Raw genomic sequence first — 15,586 nt, 5'->3', positions numbered from 1 at the left:
GTTCAATCCTGGGAAAGTTCACTCGCATGCCACGAGCCCAGCGCCACCTTGGTGAGCCAGGCCATCAGCACGAAGAGCGCGACACCGGTGAGGGAAATGAGCAGCAGCGCGGCGAACATGCGCGGAATGTTCAGCTGGAAGCCCGCCTGCAGGATCTGGTAGGCCAGCCCCGCGCCGGAGCCGCCCGTGCCCGCGACGAACTCCGCCACCACCGCGCCGATCAGCGCGAGGCCGCTGGAAATGCGCAGCCCGCCGAAGAAGTACGGCAGCGCGCTCGGAATGCGCAGCCGCACCAGCTGCTGCCAGCGCGTCGCGCGGTTGAGCTTGAAGTAGCTCTGCAGGTCGGGGTCGATGCTGCGCAGGCCCAGCGTGGTGTTGCTGATGATGGGGAACAGCGCCACCAGCGCCGCGCACACCGTCATGGCGGCCACCGGGTTCTTCACCCAGATGATGATCAGCGGCGCCACCGCCACGATGGGCGTCACCTGCAGCAGCACCGCGTACGGAAAGAGCGCGGTCTCGATGCGCTTGCTCTGCACGAACAGGAACGAGATCAGCACGCCCGCCACCGTGGCCAGCAGGAACGACAGCACCGTGATCTTCAGCGTGACCAGCAGCGCATTGCCCAGCGGCGCCCAGTCGGTCACCAGCGTCTGCATCATCAGGTAGGGCGAGGGCACGAGGTAGGCGGGCAGCTCCATCGCCACCACCATCCACTGCCACAGCGCCACCAGCACCACGCCGATCAACACCGGGTACAGCACGCGCTGCACGCGCGGCTGGCTCATCAGGGGAATGTTCTTCTTCATCGCGCGGGCTCCTCGTCGGTGCTGCTGGCGCGCAGCAGGCTGTCCTGCAGCCTTTTTGCATGGCGCGCGAATTCGGGCGTCACCATGAAATCGGCGCTGCGCGGATAGGGTTCGTCGATCTGGAACTGCTCGACTACGCGGCCCGGTCGCGCGGCCATCATCACCACGCGGCTCGACAGGAACACCGCTTCGTGGATCGAGTGCGTCACGAAGATCACCGTGAGCTTCTTCTTGCGCCACAGCTCCAGCAGGTCGGCGTCGAGCTTGTGGCGCGTGATTTCGTCGAGCGCGCCGAAGGGCTCGTCCATCAGCAGCAGGTCGGGCTGCGTGACGAGTCCGCGCGCGATCGACACGCGCATCTGCATGCCGCCCGAAAGCGCGCGCGGCAGCGCATCGGCGAACTTCTCCAGGCCCACCAGCGCGAGCGATTCCGTCACCCGCGCATCGGCCTCCTTGCGGGGCACGCCGGCCAGGTCCAGCGGCAGCCGTACATTGGTGCGCACGCTGGCCCAGGGCATGAGCGTGGGCGACTGGAACACGAAGGACATCTTCCGCGCGCTGTCATGCAACTGGCCCACCGGCTTGCGCCAGACCAGCAGCCGGCCGTCGCTGGGCTCGAGCATGCCGGCCACCATCTTCAGCAGCGTGCTCTTGCCGCAGCCCGAGGGGCCGAGCAGCGTGACGAATTCGCCCTCGGCGATCGACAGGTCCACCGGCAGCAGCGCCTGCGTGCCGTTGGGATAAGTCTTCTCCGCCGAGAGCACCTCGACGGCGGGCACCGCGGGCGCGAGTTCCGGCGGTGGTGCCAGCGTGTGGGGGTCGATGCGATTCATTCGTGAGGCCTTTCGAGAACGGCCGCGTCGCGCGGCCGCCTGGTTTCAGGGCAATGCCCAAGCGTCAGGGCAGGACCTTGGCGTCCTTGACGAACTCGGTGCTGTACGTCTTTGCGAGTTCGACCTTGGCCGGGTCGAGCAGCTTGGAAGCCACCAGGAAGTCGTAGCTCGCCTTGGCGCGCGCATCGGTCATCACGCCGATGCCGAGCTTGGCGGCGTCGCCGCCGGTGATCATCCCCATCTCCTTGAGCTTGGCGACGCTGTAGGCCAGCTGCTCGTCGGTCATGTTGGGGTTGTCTTTCTTGATCAGCGCATTGGCGGGCGCCGGATCGGCCAGGTAGCTCTTCCAGCCTTCGGCCGAGGCCTTCACGAAGGCGGCCACCTGCTTGTTGCGGTCCTTCAGCGTCTTCTCCATGCACGACACGGTGGTCGCGTAGGCCGGGAAGCCGTGGTCGCTGAACATCAGCACGGTGCTCTTCACGCCGGCCTTCTGGATGGCGAAGGGCTCCGAGGTCAGGTAGCCCTGCTGCGCGGTGTTCTTGTCGGCCACGAAGGGCTGGATGTTGAAGGTGTAGGGACGCGTCTGCTCGTCGGTGAAGCCGAACTTGGCCTTCAGCCACGGCCAGTAGCCGCGCTGCGCCTGCGCACCGATGAGCAGTGTCTTGCCCTTGAGGTCTTCGAATTTCTTCACGTCGTCGTGCGCGATCAGCACCTGCGGGTCCTTCTGGAAGAAGGCCGCCACGTTGACCACCGGCACGCCGCCTTCGCGCACCTGCATCATCTGGATGTCGCTCGAGCCCATGATGCAGTCGGCCTGGCCGGCGGCCATCATCTGCGTGATGTTGACCTGCGGGCCGCCCATCTTGATGGTCACGTCCAGGCCGTACTTCTTGTAGATGCCCTGCGCCACCGCCTGGTAGAAGCCGCCGTGCTCGGCCTGCGCGTACCAGTTGGTCATGTAGGTGAACTTGTCCTCGGCCTGCGCGGGCGCGGTGGCGAGGAAGGCGATGGCGGCGGCGCCGGCCAGGGACAGTGCGAAGGAGCGCATGGGTGGGGACCTTTCGGAGGCTGGGAAGTTTTCGGGAAAAAGAAAGCGGTGAAGGGGCCGATGCAAGAAGCAGGCTCAGGCGGCTTCGAACTGCTGCTGGATAAAGCCCTGCTGGTGCCCGCGCTCCCACGTGGCCTCCTCGCGCACGACCCAGCGCAGTGCATGCAGCTCGGTCAGCGCCTGCACCCAGCTGTCGGAGAGCGTCTCCAGGATGGCTTCGCCCTGCTCGCGCGTGGCCGTGGTCGGGTCGCCGATGACGCCGCTCGGGCCGAAGTCGCGCGCGGTCCAGGCGCAGGCCGGGCGGCCATCGGCCGACAGCAGCTTGATGGGAAAGGGCGGCGGAAAGTTGGCCACCGCGCGCTCCATGTGCACCGTCTCGGGCGCCAGCGCGAGCATCAGCGCGGTCTCGGAGTGGCCGGCGTGCATTGCCAGCTTTTTCTCCTGCTCGCTCACCTGCTTGCTGGCCGCGCTCGGCAGCCGCGACACGCCGTGCGGCACCACCACGAAGTCGCCGTGGCGCAGGCGCAGTTCGCGCGCGGCCATCTCCAGCACCTGCGGCTGGCCGCCGTGGCCGTTGGCGAACAGCAGCTTGCGAAAGCCCGCCCGGTACACCGACTCGCCGATCTCCGTCACGGTCGCGAGCAGCGTGGTGCCGGTGAGCGTCATGGTGCCGGGAAAGTGCAGGTGCTCTTCCGACTTGCCGTAGGTGATGGCCGGCAGCGCGAAGGCGCGCACCTCGGCCGGCAGCTTCTCGAGCGCCCGGCCCATCACGCCCGACGAGATGACGCTGTCGACCGAGCAGGGCAGGTGCGGACCGTGCTGCTCGATGGCGCCACAGGGCAGCACGATGACGGTGTTCTCGCGGTCAGGCAGCGCTGCGATTTCGGTCCAGCTCAGGTAGGGCAGGAAGCGGTGGGGCGGGATGTAGCCGTGGAGCATGGGAGTCCTTGTGTTCTTTACTGGGGGAAGAAAGGCGTCGCGTCGCCGTGCGTCACGCGGCCGTCGCGCAGCACCACGCGGTCGGCGGTGCGCGAAGGCCAGCCGTGGCGGTCGGCCTGCGTGAACAGCACGAGATCGGCCCTGGCGCCGACCAGCGTGGGCGTGCCGGCCACCGGCTCGCGCTGCAGCCAGTCGCCGCGGCACAGCGTTTGCGACCAGGTGTCGAAGGGCTCGTCGAGCTGCGCCACCAGCGCGGCGGTGCCCAGCGCCTCGACGGGGTCGAAGCTGCCGAGCCGGCAGAAGGGGTCTTGCACGTTGTCGCTCGCGAACAGCAGCGGAATGCCGCGCTCGCGCGCTTCCTTTACCAGCGTGATGCCGCGCTGCCGCGGCGTGCGGCCGGTGACGGCGTCCTGCAGCAGCAGGTTGGTGGCGGGCAGCGACACCACGGTGATGGGGGCGCGCGCCACCGCGTCGAGCGTGGCGAAGGCCTGTGCCTCGGGCTGGGCCGAGAGCGCGCAGATGTGGCCGCAGACCACACGGCCCTGGTAGCCGATCTCGCGCAGGATGCGCGCCGTGGTCTGCAGGCCGACCGCGGCGGCGTTGAGTTCTTCGTCCACATGCAGGTCGATGTCGAGCTCGCAGGCCTGCGCCGCCACCAGCAGGTTGCGCAGCGCGTTCTCGCTCCAGTTGGTGGAGTGCACGAAGCCGCCGAGCAGCGCATGCGGCCCGGTGGCCTTCACCTGCTTCGCGAGCCGCATCGCCTGCGCCGCGTCCTCGAACAGCGGCAGCTTGATCAGGCTGACCTGCTCCAGCTTCAGCCTGCCGGCCCATTCCTGTGCGAGTTCGGCCATCACCGGCCATGCCATCGGCAGCGACTCGGGTTCCCACCAGTCGACGTGCGTGCGCACATGCGTGGTGCCGCATTCCCAGGCCCATTGCAGGCCGCGCGAGGCGCGCTCGCGCACGTCGGCGGGCGTCCAGTGCACGCGGTCGGCCAGCATCGCGTCGATGGCGCCGAGCAGGCCGGGCCGCACCTCTTTCATGCGCGGCAGGGTGAAGGCCTTGTCCAGGTGCGTGTGGGCATCGACGAAGCCGGGCAGCGCCAGCCTGCCGGCGGCATCCCACCAGCCCTGCGAGACGGGGGCGTCGGCGGCGTGCATGGGCCGCACCGACTGCACGCGGCCGGCCTCGATCGCGAGGCGCGCCAGCACCGGCACGCCCTCGTGCAGCGGCCAGTCCGTCGGCAGCAGCCAGCGCGGCAGCCGCAGGTTGTCGATCAGCGCGGGCGCGTTCATGCGAAGCGCGCCATGGCCTGGCCCACGCGCGCCATGAAGCGCTTGAGCTGGGGCTCGGTCGCGATGTTCATGTGGTAGTGGGCGTGGTAGTCCACCCGGGCCCGCTGGCCGGTGAGCCGCTTCATGTAGCGCGTGACGATCTTGCGCGGCGGATCGCCCATGTACATCGCCATCCAGCGCGGGCGGCCGTAGGTGACCACGGCGCTGATGCGCTTGATGTGCGTGAGCATCGGCTTCACGTTGGCCGGGTCGCTGATGTCGAAGGCCACGCCCGGCATGAAGAGCCGGTCGAAGTAGCCCTTGAGCATCGCCGGCAGGCCGAAGCACCAGGTCGGAAAGCAGAACACGATGCCTTCGGCCCACTGCAGCCGCTCCACGTAGGGCGCGAGCGGCAGCCGGTTGGAGGGCACGTCGTGGTAGCCCAGCCGTTCCTCGCGCGACAGCACCGGGTTGAAGCCTTCGGCGTAGAGGTCGCAGTCGTCCACCTCGTGCCCGGCGGCGCGCAGGTTCTTCAGCACCTCCTGGTGCAAGGCGGCATGGAAGCTGGTTTCGACCGGGTGGCAGTAGACGACGAGCACGCGCATGGTGTGTTTGACCGCTTAATCAGAGCAAGTGGTCAGGTTATGCAAGCGACGTGCCAGCAGGCGCGCACCGCGGGAGCGCGGTGCCCTTCAGTTTTTGGCGAAGCGGCCGATATCCGGAGGCTGGCGCCGTGGCGGCGCCCGCGACTCATGTTCTTGCGGATCGGGCGTTATGACAGGAAGTTGGCTTCAATCCGGCCGCCGCGGCCTTGGAAGCGCGGTGGCGGTGCTGCTTCTTGCACCGATCTTGTGCGGCGCCGAATCCACGGCCGGCAGCGGCAGCGCCTCGGCCCGGGTGCGCATCGCCGTGACCGTGCCGCCGGTGTTTCGCGTGCTCGAGGTCACGCCCGCGCCCGATGGCTATGACTACCGGGTGTGGACGAACATGAGGTCGGTCGTCATCGGCGGGCGTGAATACCGCTTCGATCACGTCGGCGAAAGCACGGTGCGCCTGCCGACGGCGCCAGGCGAGACCTGGGTGGTGCACGGGTTGTAGGCCGCGCCTGGCTTGGTGCGCGCTCAGTTCTTGTTGCTGGTCTCGGTCTGGTCCGGCGACAGGCACAGCGGGCCCGTGCAGGCCAGGGACCTGAAGAACACCGGGGAGTCGGGGAGGCCGAAGTAACGCAGGCCGTTGGCCGTCTGCGCGTTCGCCTGCACCGCATTGGCTTCCTGCAGTCCGAACAGCGGATCGGGGTTGTCGAGGAACTCGTACTCGAACGTGCTCGACTGCGTCGTGTCCTTCACGTAGAAGTAGAAATTCTTGCCGTCTTCCAGGAAGCGGTTCTTCAGCAGCCGGTAGCCCTGCGAGCCCTGTTCGCGGATCTGCGCCTTGAGGTCGTCCGTGGTGCCGCCGACCACGCTCAGCGGGCTGATCACCGCCTTCACGTCGTAGCGCGCGGCGCTGCTCAGGTCCTTCAGGAAGAACTGATAGTTGCCCTGGTTGACCAGGAAGGGCGTGGCCCAGGGTCGGTAGCCGTTCGCGCCTTGCGAGTTCGCGCGGTTCACGTAGTCGGAGGAGTTCTCCGCGTAGAGCTCGGCCGTCACGTCATAGGTGCGCGGCGAGCCGATCTCCTTGCGGTAGAGCACCGCGAACTCGGGGTCGAGGTTGCCGTTGAGGTCGATGGGCGCCAGGAGCTTCAGCAGCACCATCCCCTGTGCGCCCTGGTCCTTCGCCTGCTGAAGCAGCGCCTGGATCGCGGTGCTCTGCATGATGTCGTAGGTCAGGCGCTTGTACTCGTACTGGTAGGTGGCGTCGGTGTCCTTGACCATCATGAAGCTGTCCTGCAGCCGCGAGATGGAGCCTCCGGCCTCGCCCTCCAGGTAACGATAGCCCGCCGCGCCTTCGCGGTTCAGCAGGGCGATGTAGTCGTCGAAGCGCTTCGTGGCGGTGTCGACGTCCGGGTCGCGGTCCTGCGCGAAGCTCAGGTACTTGTAGCTGGCGCTGACCGGCGTGGGCGCGGGCGCCGGGGCGGGGTTCTCGGGCTGAGGTTCGGGCCCGGGGGAGGGCGATGGCGACGGCGCCACGCCGATGGGCTGGCCGCCGACGGGAAGGAAGCTGCCTGCGTCGCCGCCGCCTCCTCCTCCGCAAGCCACCAGTGCCGCCGTTGCGAGCGCGGCAAGAAACAACCTCGTCTTCATGATCCTCGATCTCCTGTTTTCGTGATTCGCTTCGGCGGAACAGCCCGCCGGCGAAGGCAGCGAAGGTAGGTGCGCACGCGCCTGGCCGCCAGTGCCTTAAGTCACTGAATGCCGGCGGGCGCACGGCCCGTGCAGGAAAGGTAAGAAGAAAGGCTAGGCCTTGATGCCGCAGCCGCCCAACACGAAGGTCACGAGCTCGCGCGCGATCGGTTCGCGCTCGATCGGCGCGTCGGGCGGCAGGCCGAGCATCACGCGCGTCTGGATCGCGTAGTCGGCGTAGCTCTGGGTCATGGCCCAGATGTGCATCAGCAAAATGCGCGCATCGAGCGGGCGCATCTGCCCGCGCGCGATCCAGCCGTTGATGATGTCGACCTTCTTCTGCGTCCACGCACGTGCGTTGGGCCAGTAGCGGTCGAGGTTGCGCCCGCCGTCGAGAATCTCGCGCGTGAAGATGCGCGACATCTCGGGGCTGTCGATCGCGTGGTCCAGCTTCTTGCGGATGTAGTCGCCCAGCACGGTGGCAGGGTCGCTCGCGTCCTCGAAGGAGAACACCACCTTCCACGCATGCAGCACCTGCATCAGCAGCTCTTCGTAGAGCTCTTCCTTGCCCACGATGTAGTAGTGCAGCTGGGGCTTGGTCAGGCCCGCGCGCGCCGCGATGGCCTGGGTGGACGTGCCCTTGAGCCCGTGCAGGCTGAACTCCGTGACCGCGGCCGTTCGGATGGCCGCCATGATGCGTTCGCGGCCCGGGCGCGCGCGCGACAGCGGGCCGTCGGGCGCGGGCATTTCCTGGGCGGCGTTCGCGGCGGTCGGGACGGGGAGGGTGGCGGCGGATTCGGCGTTCATGGCAAGGGTGGCGGCGGTGCGCGCGGTCGATGGTAATCCTTCGCGCATGGCCGTATGCCATGCCGGCATGAGCGCGCAGGGCATGCGGGCATGGTTCATGTATCTTCCTCGCCGCTTCGAATAATTCATTTCAACCAAGGAGATCTCCATGTATCTTTCCCCCCGTTTCAGGGCCTTCGCGGCCGGCGCGGCGTTGATGGCGGCCAGTGCATTCGCGCAGGCACAGCAGGCGCTCCCCAATGTGGTGATCCTGGCCACCGGCGGCACCATTGCGGGTGCCGGTGCATCGGCCGTCAACAGCGCCACCTACGCAGCCGCCAAGGTCGGCGTCGAGAAGCTCATCGCAGGCCTGCCGGAGCTCTCCAAGGTGGCCAACGTGCGCGGCGAACAGGTGTTCCAGGTCGCATCGGAGAGCCTCACCAACGACAACCTGCTGACGCTGGCCAAGCGCGTGTCGGCGCTGTCGAAGCAGTCGGACGTGGACGGCATCGTCATCACCCACGGCACCGACACGCTCGAGGAAACCGCCTACTTCCTGACGCTCACCGTGCACACCAGCAAGCCGATCGTGGTGGTCGGCTCGATGCGCCCGGGCACCGCGCTGTCGGCCGACGGCGCGCTCAACCTGTACGACGCCGTGAACGTGGCGGGCAGCAAGGACGCCATGGGCAAGGGCGTGCTGGTGACGATGAACGACAACATCGACAGCGGCCGCGACGTGAGCAAGAACGTCAACATCAAGACCAACGCCTTCTCCAGCCAGTGGGGCCCGCTGGGCATGATCGTCGAGGGCAAGAACTACTGGTTCCGTGCGCCGGTCAAGCGCCACACCATGAACTCGGAGTTCAACATCGACAGCATCAACGCGCTGCCGCCGGTCGAGATCGCGATGGGCTACGAGGGCGTGTCGTCCATCGCCATCGACGCCATTGCCAAGAGCGGCGCCAAGGCGCTGATCCACGGCGGCACCGGCAACGGCTCGGTGGCCGACCGCATCGTGCCGAACCTGCAGAAGGCGCGCGCCGACGGCGTGATCGTGATCCGCAGCTCGCGCGTGCCCGACGGCTTCGTGATCCGCAACGCAGAGCAGCCCGATGACAAGTACGACTGGGTGGTGGCGCACGACCTGCGTCCGCAGAAGGCGCGCATCCTGGCGATGGTCGCCCTGACCAAGACCAGCGACACCAAGGAACTCCAGCGTATCTTCTGGGAGTACTGATCTTCCGATGGGCGCCCCGGTGCCCTGAATGCAAAAAGGCCGCAGTGGTGAATTCCACTGCGGCCTTTTTGCTGGAAGAAGCGCCGGTCAGCGCGTGCCGCGATGGTGCCGCGCGTATTCGATGCTCGCGATGCAGATCGCCAGCCACGCGCCGCCCGAGCACAGCCCCGCGAGCACGTCGCTCGGGTAGTGCGCCCGCAGGAAGAGGCGGCTGCACGCCACCGTGACCACCACCACCGTGGCGGCCATCACCGACGGCACCCGCCAGCGCGGCGGCAGCATGCGCAGCCCCAGGTAGCCCAGCATGCCGTAGAGCACCATCGAGCCCGAGCTGTGGCCGCTCGGAAACGAATAGCCCGAGACCTGCGCGATGCCGAAGTCGTGCACCGGCCTCGCGCGCTCGAAGATGTGCTTGAGCGTCTCGTTCAGCACCGCGTTGCCGGCGATCGCCGCCAGCCAACCGACCGCGAAGCCGCGGTGGCCGCGCAGCCACAGCAGGGCCGCGACCGCCAGGCCCAGCAGCCCCATGAAGGCCGCGTCGCCGAAAGGGGTCAGCCAGGAGAACACATGGCGCACGCCCGGCGGGGTCTGCGCGCCCATCGCGTGGCTGATCGCCTCGTCCAGCAGGCCCATGGGGCGGCCGTCGCCCAGCTCGGACGCCACCTCGGCAAAGCCCCAGGCCAGCACGATCACCGCCACGAGGCCGACCGCCAGCCCGCCGAACAGGAGGCGGGCGCCCGGGTCGGGCTGGGCCGCATGCCGGCGGCGCAGGTGCTCGAAGCCCCAGGCCGCGACGCCGGCCACCAATGCCAGCGCCAGCAATAAAAACAGAAAACCGGGCCAGGCATTGGCACCGATGCGTTCGCCCAGGGCGGTCAATGCGGCGTGATCAACGGGCATGGGCGGGCGCGGCGGAAGAGTCGGATGGCAGGTGCGGGCGGATCACTGAATGTCGGGTCTCGGGTCAAAGGGGAGGACGAGCATAGCGGGCCGTTCCTGACTGCCCGCTGCCTCGTAAAATAGCCGGTTCGTTGCGCCGCGGGGTCTTTCTTCCCACCGGGCGGCCGCCTTCACGCAGAGCCATGCTGACCTTCCAACAAATCATTCTCAAACTGCAGTCGTACTGGGCCGACAAGGGCTGTGCGCTGCTGCAACCGTACGACATGGAAGTGGGCGCGGGCACCTCGCACACCGCCACCTTCCTGCGCGCCCTCGGCCCGGAACCCTGGAAAGCCGCCTATGTGCAGCCCAGCCGCCGCCCCAAGGACGGCCGCTACGGCGAGAACCCCAACCGCCTGCAGCACTACTACCAATACCAGGTCGTGCTGAAGCCCGCGCCCTCCAACATCCTCGAGCTCTACCTCGGCAGCCTCGAGGCCCTGGGGTTCGACCTGAAGAAGAACGACATCCGCTTCGTCGAGGACGATTGGGAAAACCCCACGCTCGGCGCCTGGGGCCTGGGCTGGGAAGTCTGGCTCAACGGCATGGAAGTGACGCAATTCACCTATTTCCAGCAGGTCGGCGGCATCGATTGCAAGCCGATCACCGGCGAAATCACCTACGGCCTGGAGCGCCTGGCCATGTACCTGCAGGGCGTGGACAACGTCTACAACCTGACCTGGACCGAGGGCCTGAGCTACGGCGACGTCTACAAGCAGAACGAGGTCGAGCAGTCGACCTACAACTTCGAGCACAGCGACGCCGAGTTCCTCTTCACCGCCTTCAACGCGCACGAAAAGCAGGCCAAGCACCTCATGACCGAGCAGCTCGCGCTGCCGGCCTACGAGCAGGTGCTGAAAGCCGCGCACAGCTTCAACCTGCTCGACGCGCGCGGCGCGATCAGCGTGACCGAACGCGCGGCCTACATCGGCCGCATCCGCAATCTCGCGCGCAGCGTCGCGCAGAGCTACTACGACAGCCGCGAGCGGCTCGGCTTTCCGATGGCCCCGCGCGAATGGGTCGCGCAAATGCCACCGAAGAAGGCGGCCTGAGCCATGACGACTCCCATGACGAAGAATCCCCTGCTGGTTGAACTGTTTGTCGAAGAACTGCCGCCCAAGGCGCTGAAAAAGCTCGGCGACGCCTTTGCGGGCGTGCTGCGCGACCAACTGGTGGCGCAAGGCCTGGCCGATGCCGGCTCGGTGCTCACGCCGTACGCCTCGCCGCGCCGCCTGGCCGCGCACCTCACGCACGTGGCGGAGCGCGCCGCCGACAAGGCCGTGTCGCAAAAGCTCATGCCCGTGGCCGTGGGCCTCGACGCCTCCGGCCAGCCCACGCCCGCGCTGCTCAAGCGCCTGGGTGCGCTGGGCGCCGACGCCTCGGCCGTGCCCGGTCTCAAGCGCGCGATGGACGGCAAGGCCGAAGCCCTGTTCTACGAAAGCACCGCCAAGGGCGCCACGCTGGCCGAAGGCCTGCAGAAGGCGCTGGCCGAGGCCATCGCCAAGCTGCCGATTCCCAAGGTCATGAGCTACCAGCTCGAAAGCGGCTGCGAGCTGCCGGGCTGGAGCAGCGTGAGCTTCGTGCGCCCGGCGCACGGCCTGGTGGCGCTGCACGGCGACACCGTGGTGCCCATCGAGGCGCTGGGCCTGAAGGCCGGCCGCGACACCCACGGCCACCGCTTCGAGGCGGCGGTCGATCCGGTCGTGCTGCGCAACGCCGACAGCTACGCGCTGCAGCTGCAGGAAGAAGGCGCCGTCATTGCCGGCTTCGAGGCCCGCCGCGCCGAAATCGCGCGCCAGCTGGCCGCCGCGGCAGTGAAGGTCGGCGGCGGCTCGGTGCCCATCCACGACGACGCGCTGCTCGACGAAGTGACCGCGCTGGTCGAGCGCCCCAACGTGCTGGTCTGCAGCTTCGAGCGCGAGTTCCTCGAAGTGCCGCAGGAATGCCTGATCCTCACGATGAAGGCCAACCAGAAGTACTTCCCGCTGCTCGACGCATCGAGCAAGCTCACCAACAAGTTCCTGGTCGTCAGCAACATCAGCCCCGCCGACGCGAGCGCGGTGATCGAAGGCAACGAGCGCGTGGTGCGCCCGCGCCTGGCCGACGCCAAGTTCTTCTTCGACCAGGACCGCAAGAAATCGCTGGCCTCGCGCGTCGAATCGCTGGGCAAGGTGGTCTATCACAACAAGCTGGGCACGCAGGGCGAGCGCGTGGAGCGCGTGATGCGCATCGCGCGCGGCATCGCGCAAAAGCTGGGCGATTCGGCGCTGGCCGCGCAAGCCACCCAGGCCGCGCAACTGGCCAAGGCCGACCTCGTGACGGACATGGTCGGCGAGTTCCCCGAGCTGCAGGGCACCATGGGCCGCTATTACGCGCTGCATGACGGGCTCGATGTGGCGGTGGCCGACGCCATCGAAGACCACTACAAGCCGCGCTTTGCCGGCGACGAGCTGCCGCGCAACAGCGTGGGCCTGGTGGTCGCGCTGGCCGACAAGCTGGAAACGCTGGTCGGCATGTTCGGCATCGGCAACCTGCCCACCGGCGACCGCGACCCGTTCGCGCTGCGCCGCCATGCGCTCGGCGTGATCCGCATGCTGATCGAAAAAGACCTGCCGCTGGGGCTCGATGCCCTGTTGCAGGACGCCGCCGCGCAGTTCAAGGATATTCCCGGCTTCGAGAGCAGCAAGGCCACGGTCGAGCTGCAGGACTTCATCCTCGATCGCCTTGCCGGCAGCCTGCGCGAGCAGGGCGCCAGCGCGCAAGAGGTCGATGCCGTGCTGGCACCGCGCCCGCAGCGCCTTGGCGAAGTGCCCAAGCTGCTGGCCGCGGTGCGCGCCTTTGCCGCCTTGCCCGCCGCCGCCGCCCTGGCCGCCGCGAACAAGCGCATCGGCAACATCCTCAAGAAGGCCCCCGAGGCCGACGCGCACGTCAGCGAACTGCTGCTGCAGGAGCCCGCTGAGAAGGCGCTTCACGCGGCCATGGCGCAGGTCGTGCCCGCCGCCAACGCGCAGTTCGAAGCCGGCGACTACACCGCCTCGCTGCAGACGCTGGCCGCGCTGCGCGAGCCGGTCGACGCCTTCTTCGACGGCGTGATGGTCAACGCCGAACAGGCCGACCTGCGGTTGAACCGGCTGGGCCTGCTGATGTCGCTGCACGCCGCGATGAACCGGGTGGCGCAGCTCGAGCGGCTGGCTGTCTGAGTTCCCGCGCTCGATAATTCGCCCCATGAACCGGCAACAACAGATCGACGATTTCCTGCTCCAGGCGCACCGCCTGGCGGTATCGCGACTGCGCGCCGATCCGGGGCGGATCGCGGATGTTTCGGCAACGCTCGAACGATGGCAGGCGCAGGCCGGAGCGACCCGGTCCGACGCCTACTGGAACGAGTGGCGGGCCATGCTGGCGGCGGGTGTCGATGCCATCGAGGCCGCTGCTTGCGGCACCGACGACCACGCCGTGGCGCTGCGCAATGTTTCTCCCGTCGGCGTCCTCATGACGCAGCGCGAACGCGGCGAACTCCTGCGTGCGGCGCGGCAAGGCGCACATGCAGCGTAGCGAAGCGGAACATGTGCTGCGCGCGGCGGCGGCGATTGCGCAGGAGCAGTCGTTTGTCGTGATCGGCAGCCAGGCGCTGCTCTTCCTGTTGCCGGATGCGCCGCAGAGCCTGCTGGTTTCGCGCGAACTCGATCTCTATCCGGCGCTGCATCCCGAGAAGTCGGACCTGATCGACGGCGCCATCGGCGCGTTGTCGAGCTTCGACGACACCTTCGGCTATCACGCGGACGGCGTGGGCCCGGAAACGGCGGTGATGCCGGTCGACTGGATGCAGCGCGCCAGCCTTCACTATGTCGGTGAGCTGACGGTGGTGTGTCCGGAGCTGCACGACCTGACGTTGTCCAAGTGCGTGGCGGGACGCGAGAAAGACGCCGATTTCGTGCGCGAGTTGCTCAGGCTCGAGCTGGTGTCGCCGGTGGTCTTGCGCGAGCGCGCCGCGTTGCTGGATGCGGCGAAATACCCGGTGGCGCAAATTGGCGACTGGATCGAACGGCGTCGCATCGAAGCGGGAGTGCATTCATGAAACTCGTCATCCTCGACCGCAACGGCACGATCAACGTGCACCGCGAAGACTTCGTCAAGAGCGACATCGAGTGGACGCCGCTGCCCGGCGCGCTGGAGGCCGTGGCGCGGCTCAACCATGCGGGCTGGCACGTGGTGATCGCGTCGAACCAGTCGGGCCTGGGCCGGGGGCTGTTCGACATGGCCTCGCTCAATGCCATGCACGCCAAGATGCACAAGATGCTCGCGGCGGTGGGCGGCAGGATCGACGCGGTGTTCTATTGCCCGCACAGCCCCGACGAAGACTGCGACTGCCGCAAGCCGAAACCGGGTCTTTTCCTGCAGATCGGCGACCGCTACGGCATCGATCTGAAGGGCATCCCGACCGCGGGCGACAGCCTGCGCGATCTCCAGGCCGGCGCGGCCGCCGGCTGCGAGCCGCACCTTCTGCTCACGGGCATGGGCGCGGCCTGCCGCGGCGTCGATCCGCTGCCTTCCGAATACCCGGCGAACACGGTGGTCCACACCGACCTCGCCGCCTTTGTCGATTTTCTGCTCGCGCGCGAAGCGCGGGCCGCGTTGCAGGTGACTGTCTGATGGCGTTTTTCCGTTCCGTTCTCCACGCGCTGTGGATGCTCGTCACCGTGATTCCCTGGGGCATCATCATGTGCGTCAGCTCGCTCTGGAAGCGCGGCATTCCGCTCTACTGGATGGCGGAGCGCTGGCTCGGCTGGGCCATTGGCGGCGCGCGCGTGCTGCTGGGCATCAAGACGCGCGTGACCGGCATGGAGAACCTGCCGACCGACAAGCTCGCCGGCGCGATCCTGCTGGTCAAGCACCAGTCCACGCTCGAGACCTTCCTGATGCCCACGCTGATGCCGCATCCGCTGGCCTACGTGTTCAAGAAAGAGCTGATCTACATCCCGTTCTTCGGCTGGGCGATGGCGCGGCTGGACATGATCCACATCGACCGCAGCCAGCGCGCGCAGGCTTTCAACAAGGTGGTGAACCAGGGCCGCAAGCTGCTGGCGCAGGGCATCTGGATCATCATGTTCCCCGAAGGCACGCGCATTCCGCGCGGCCAGAAGGGCACCTACAAGAGCGGCGGCACGCGCCTGGCCTGCGAGACCGGCGTGCCGGTGATTCCCATCGCCGTCACCTCGGCCAAGGTGTGGCCGCGCAAGGCCTTCATCAAGCGTCCGGGCGTGGTCGACGTGTCCATCGGCCCGGCCATCTCGAGCGTCGGCCGCAAGCCCGACGAGCTGATGCGCGAAGTCGAAGCCTGGATCGAGGCCGAGATGCGCCGCCTCGACCCCGAGGCCTATCGCGACAGCCCGCCGCAGCTGCAGCAAGAAGCGACGAGCTGAACGAAAGAGAACCCGC

Annotated in this window: 17 protein-coding genes; 8 read left to right on the top strand and 9 right to left on the bottom strand. The window is 67.7% G+C overall.

The annotated features are described in order from the left end of the window. Positions 1 to 2: 2 nt before the first annotated feature. From L3V85_RS30010 to L3V85_RS29985, 6 genes are all read right to left on the bottom strand, one after another. Positions 3 to 809: an ABC transporter permease gene (locus L3V85_RS30010; RefSeq protein WP_237676267.1), complete on the bottom strand. Its 807-nt coding sequence runs from the start codon at positions 807 to 809 to the stop codon at positions 3 to 5. Beyond that, positions 806 to 1,642: an ABC transporter ATP-binding protein gene (locus L3V85_RS30005; protein ID WP_237676266.1), complete on the bottom strand. Its 837-nt coding sequence runs from the start codon at positions 1,640 to 1,642 to the stop codon at positions 806 to 808. The genes L3V85_RS30010 and L3V85_RS30005 overlap by 4 nt, the downstream gene beginning before the upstream one ends. A gap of 64 nt (positions 1,643 to 1,706) precedes the next feature. Further along, positions 1,707 to 2,690: an ABC transporter substrate-binding protein gene (locus L3V85_RS30000; protein WP_237676265.1), complete on the bottom strand. Its 984-nt coding sequence runs from the start codon at positions 2,688 to 2,690 to the stop codon at positions 1,707 to 1,709. A 75-nt stretch (positions 2,691 to 2,765) separates the two neighbouring features. After that, positions 2,766 to 3,629, bottom strand: coding sequence for a creatininase family protein (locus tag L3V85_RS29995; protein ID WP_237676264.1), 864 nt, complete (start codon positions 3,627 to 3,629; stop codon positions 2,766 to 2,768). A gap of 17 nt (positions 3,630 to 3,646) precedes the next feature. Beyond that, positions 3,647 to 4,924, bottom strand: coding sequence for an amidohydrolase family protein (locus L3V85_RS29990; protein WP_237676263.1), 1,278 nt, complete (start codon positions 4,922 to 4,924; stop codon positions 3,647 to 3,649). Then, positions 4,921 to 5,508, bottom strand: a complete 588-nt coding sequence (locus L3V85_RS29985) for an NAD(P)H-dependent oxidoreductase (protein ID WP_237676262.1) — start codon at positions 5,506 to 5,508, stop codon at positions 4,921 to 4,923. Before L3V85_RS29985 ends, L3V85_RS29990 begins: the two co-directional genes overlap by 4 nt. 169 nt (positions 5,509 to 5,677) lie before the next feature. Between L3V85_RS29985 and L3V85_RS29980 the strand changes: the two genes are divergently transcribed. Beyond that, positions 5,678 to 6,001, top strand: coding sequence for a hypothetical protein (locus L3V85_RS29980; protein WP_237676261.1), 324 nt, complete (start codon positions 5,678 to 5,680; stop codon positions 5,999 to 6,001). A gap of 23 nt (positions 6,002 to 6,024) precedes the next feature. Here the strand turns inward: L3V85_RS29980 and L3V85_RS29975 are convergent, their stop codons facing one another. Together L3V85_RS29975 and L3V85_RS29970 are read right to left on the bottom strand one after the other, a co-directional pair. Then, positions 6,025 to 7,143: a hypothetical protein gene (locus tag L3V85_RS29975; protein WP_237676260.1), complete on the bottom strand. Its 1,119-nt coding sequence runs from the start codon at positions 7,141 to 7,143 to the stop codon at positions 6,025 to 6,027. Positions 7,144 to 7,296: 153 nt separating this feature from the next. Continuing rightward, positions 7,297 to 7,989 (bottom strand): TetR family transcriptional regulator C-terminal domain-containing protein, encoded by a 693-nt coding sequence (locus L3V85_RS29970; protein ID WP_295173901.1) that lies wholly within the window; start codon positions 7,987 to 7,989, stop codon positions 7,297 to 7,299. A gap of 148 nt (positions 7,990 to 8,137) precedes the next feature. On the opposite strand from L3V85_RS29970, the gene L3V85_RS29965 reads away from it, so the two are divergent. Beyond that, positions 8,138 to 9,208: an asparaginase gene (locus L3V85_RS29965; RefSeq protein ID WP_237676259.1), complete on the top strand. Its 1,071-nt coding sequence runs from the start codon at positions 8,138 to 8,140 to the stop codon at positions 9,206 to 9,208. Positions 9,209 to 9,295: 87 nt separating this feature from the next. Here the strand turns inward: L3V85_RS29965 and L3V85_RS29960 are convergent, their stop codons facing one another. Then, positions 9,296 to 10,108: a phosphatase PAP2 family protein gene (locus tag L3V85_RS29960; protein WP_237676258.1), complete on the bottom strand. Its 813-nt coding sequence runs from the start codon at positions 10,106 to 10,108 to the stop codon at positions 9,296 to 9,298. Positions 10,109 to 10,290: 182 nt separating this feature from the next. On the opposite strand from L3V85_RS29960, the gene glyQ reads away from it, so the two are divergent. Genes glyQ through L3V85_RS29930 form a run of 6 tightly spaced genes read left to right on the top strand, consistent with a single transcriptional unit; the run spans position 10,291 to position 15,570 of the window. Continuing rightward, complete coding sequence (gene glyQ, locus L3V85_RS29955; RefSeq protein WP_042582889.1) at positions 10,291 to 11,199, top strand: glycine--tRNA ligase subunit alpha; 909 nt, start codon at positions 10,291 to 10,293, stop codon at positions 11,197 to 11,199. 15 nt (positions 11,200 to 11,214) lie between these two features. Beyond that, entirely contained in the window at positions 11,215 to 13,347 is a 2,133-nt protein-coding gene (gene glyS / locus L3V85_RS29950; protein ID WP_237676257.1) for a glycine--tRNA ligase subunit beta, read from the top strand. Positions 13,348 to 13,372: 25 nt separating this feature from the next. Continuing rightward, complete coding sequence (locus tag L3V85_RS29945) at positions 13,373 to 13,702, top strand: hypothetical protein (RefSeq protein WP_237676256.1); 330 nt, start codon at positions 13,373 to 13,375, stop codon at positions 13,700 to 13,702. Continuing rightward, positions 13,671 to 14,225 carry a DUF6036 family nucleotidyltransferase gene (locus L3V85_RS29940; RefSeq protein WP_237676255.1) on the top strand — a complete coding sequence of 185 codons (555 nt, stop codon included), beginning with the start codon at positions 13,671 to 13,673 and terminating at the stop codon, positions 14,223 to 14,225. Before L3V85_RS29945 ends, L3V85_RS29940 begins: the two co-directional genes overlap by 32 nt. Then, positions 14,222 to 14,800, top strand: a complete 579-nt coding sequence (gmhB, locus tag L3V85_RS29935; protein ID WP_237676254.1) for a D-glycero-beta-D-manno-heptose 1,7-bisphosphate 7-phosphatase — start codon at positions 14,222 to 14,224, stop codon at positions 14,798 to 14,800. Before L3V85_RS29940 ends, gmhB begins: the two co-directional genes overlap by 4 nt. Next, positions 14,800 to 15,570, top strand: coding sequence for a lysophospholipid acyltransferase family protein (locus tag L3V85_RS29930; protein WP_237676253.1), 771 nt, complete (start codon positions 14,800 to 14,802; stop codon positions 15,568 to 15,570). The genes gmhB and L3V85_RS29930 overlap by 1 nt, the downstream gene beginning before the upstream one ends. Positions 15,571 to 15,586: the final 16 nt, after the last annotated feature.

The organism is Variovorax paradoxus (genome assembly GCF_022009635.1).
Taxonomy (GTDB): Bacteria; Pseudomonadota; Gammaproteobacteria; order Burkholderiales; family Burkholderiaceae_C; genus Variovorax.
The sequence above is the reverse complement of the archived record's forward strand: the minus strand, read 5'-3'. Positions and strand labels throughout refer to the sequence as shown.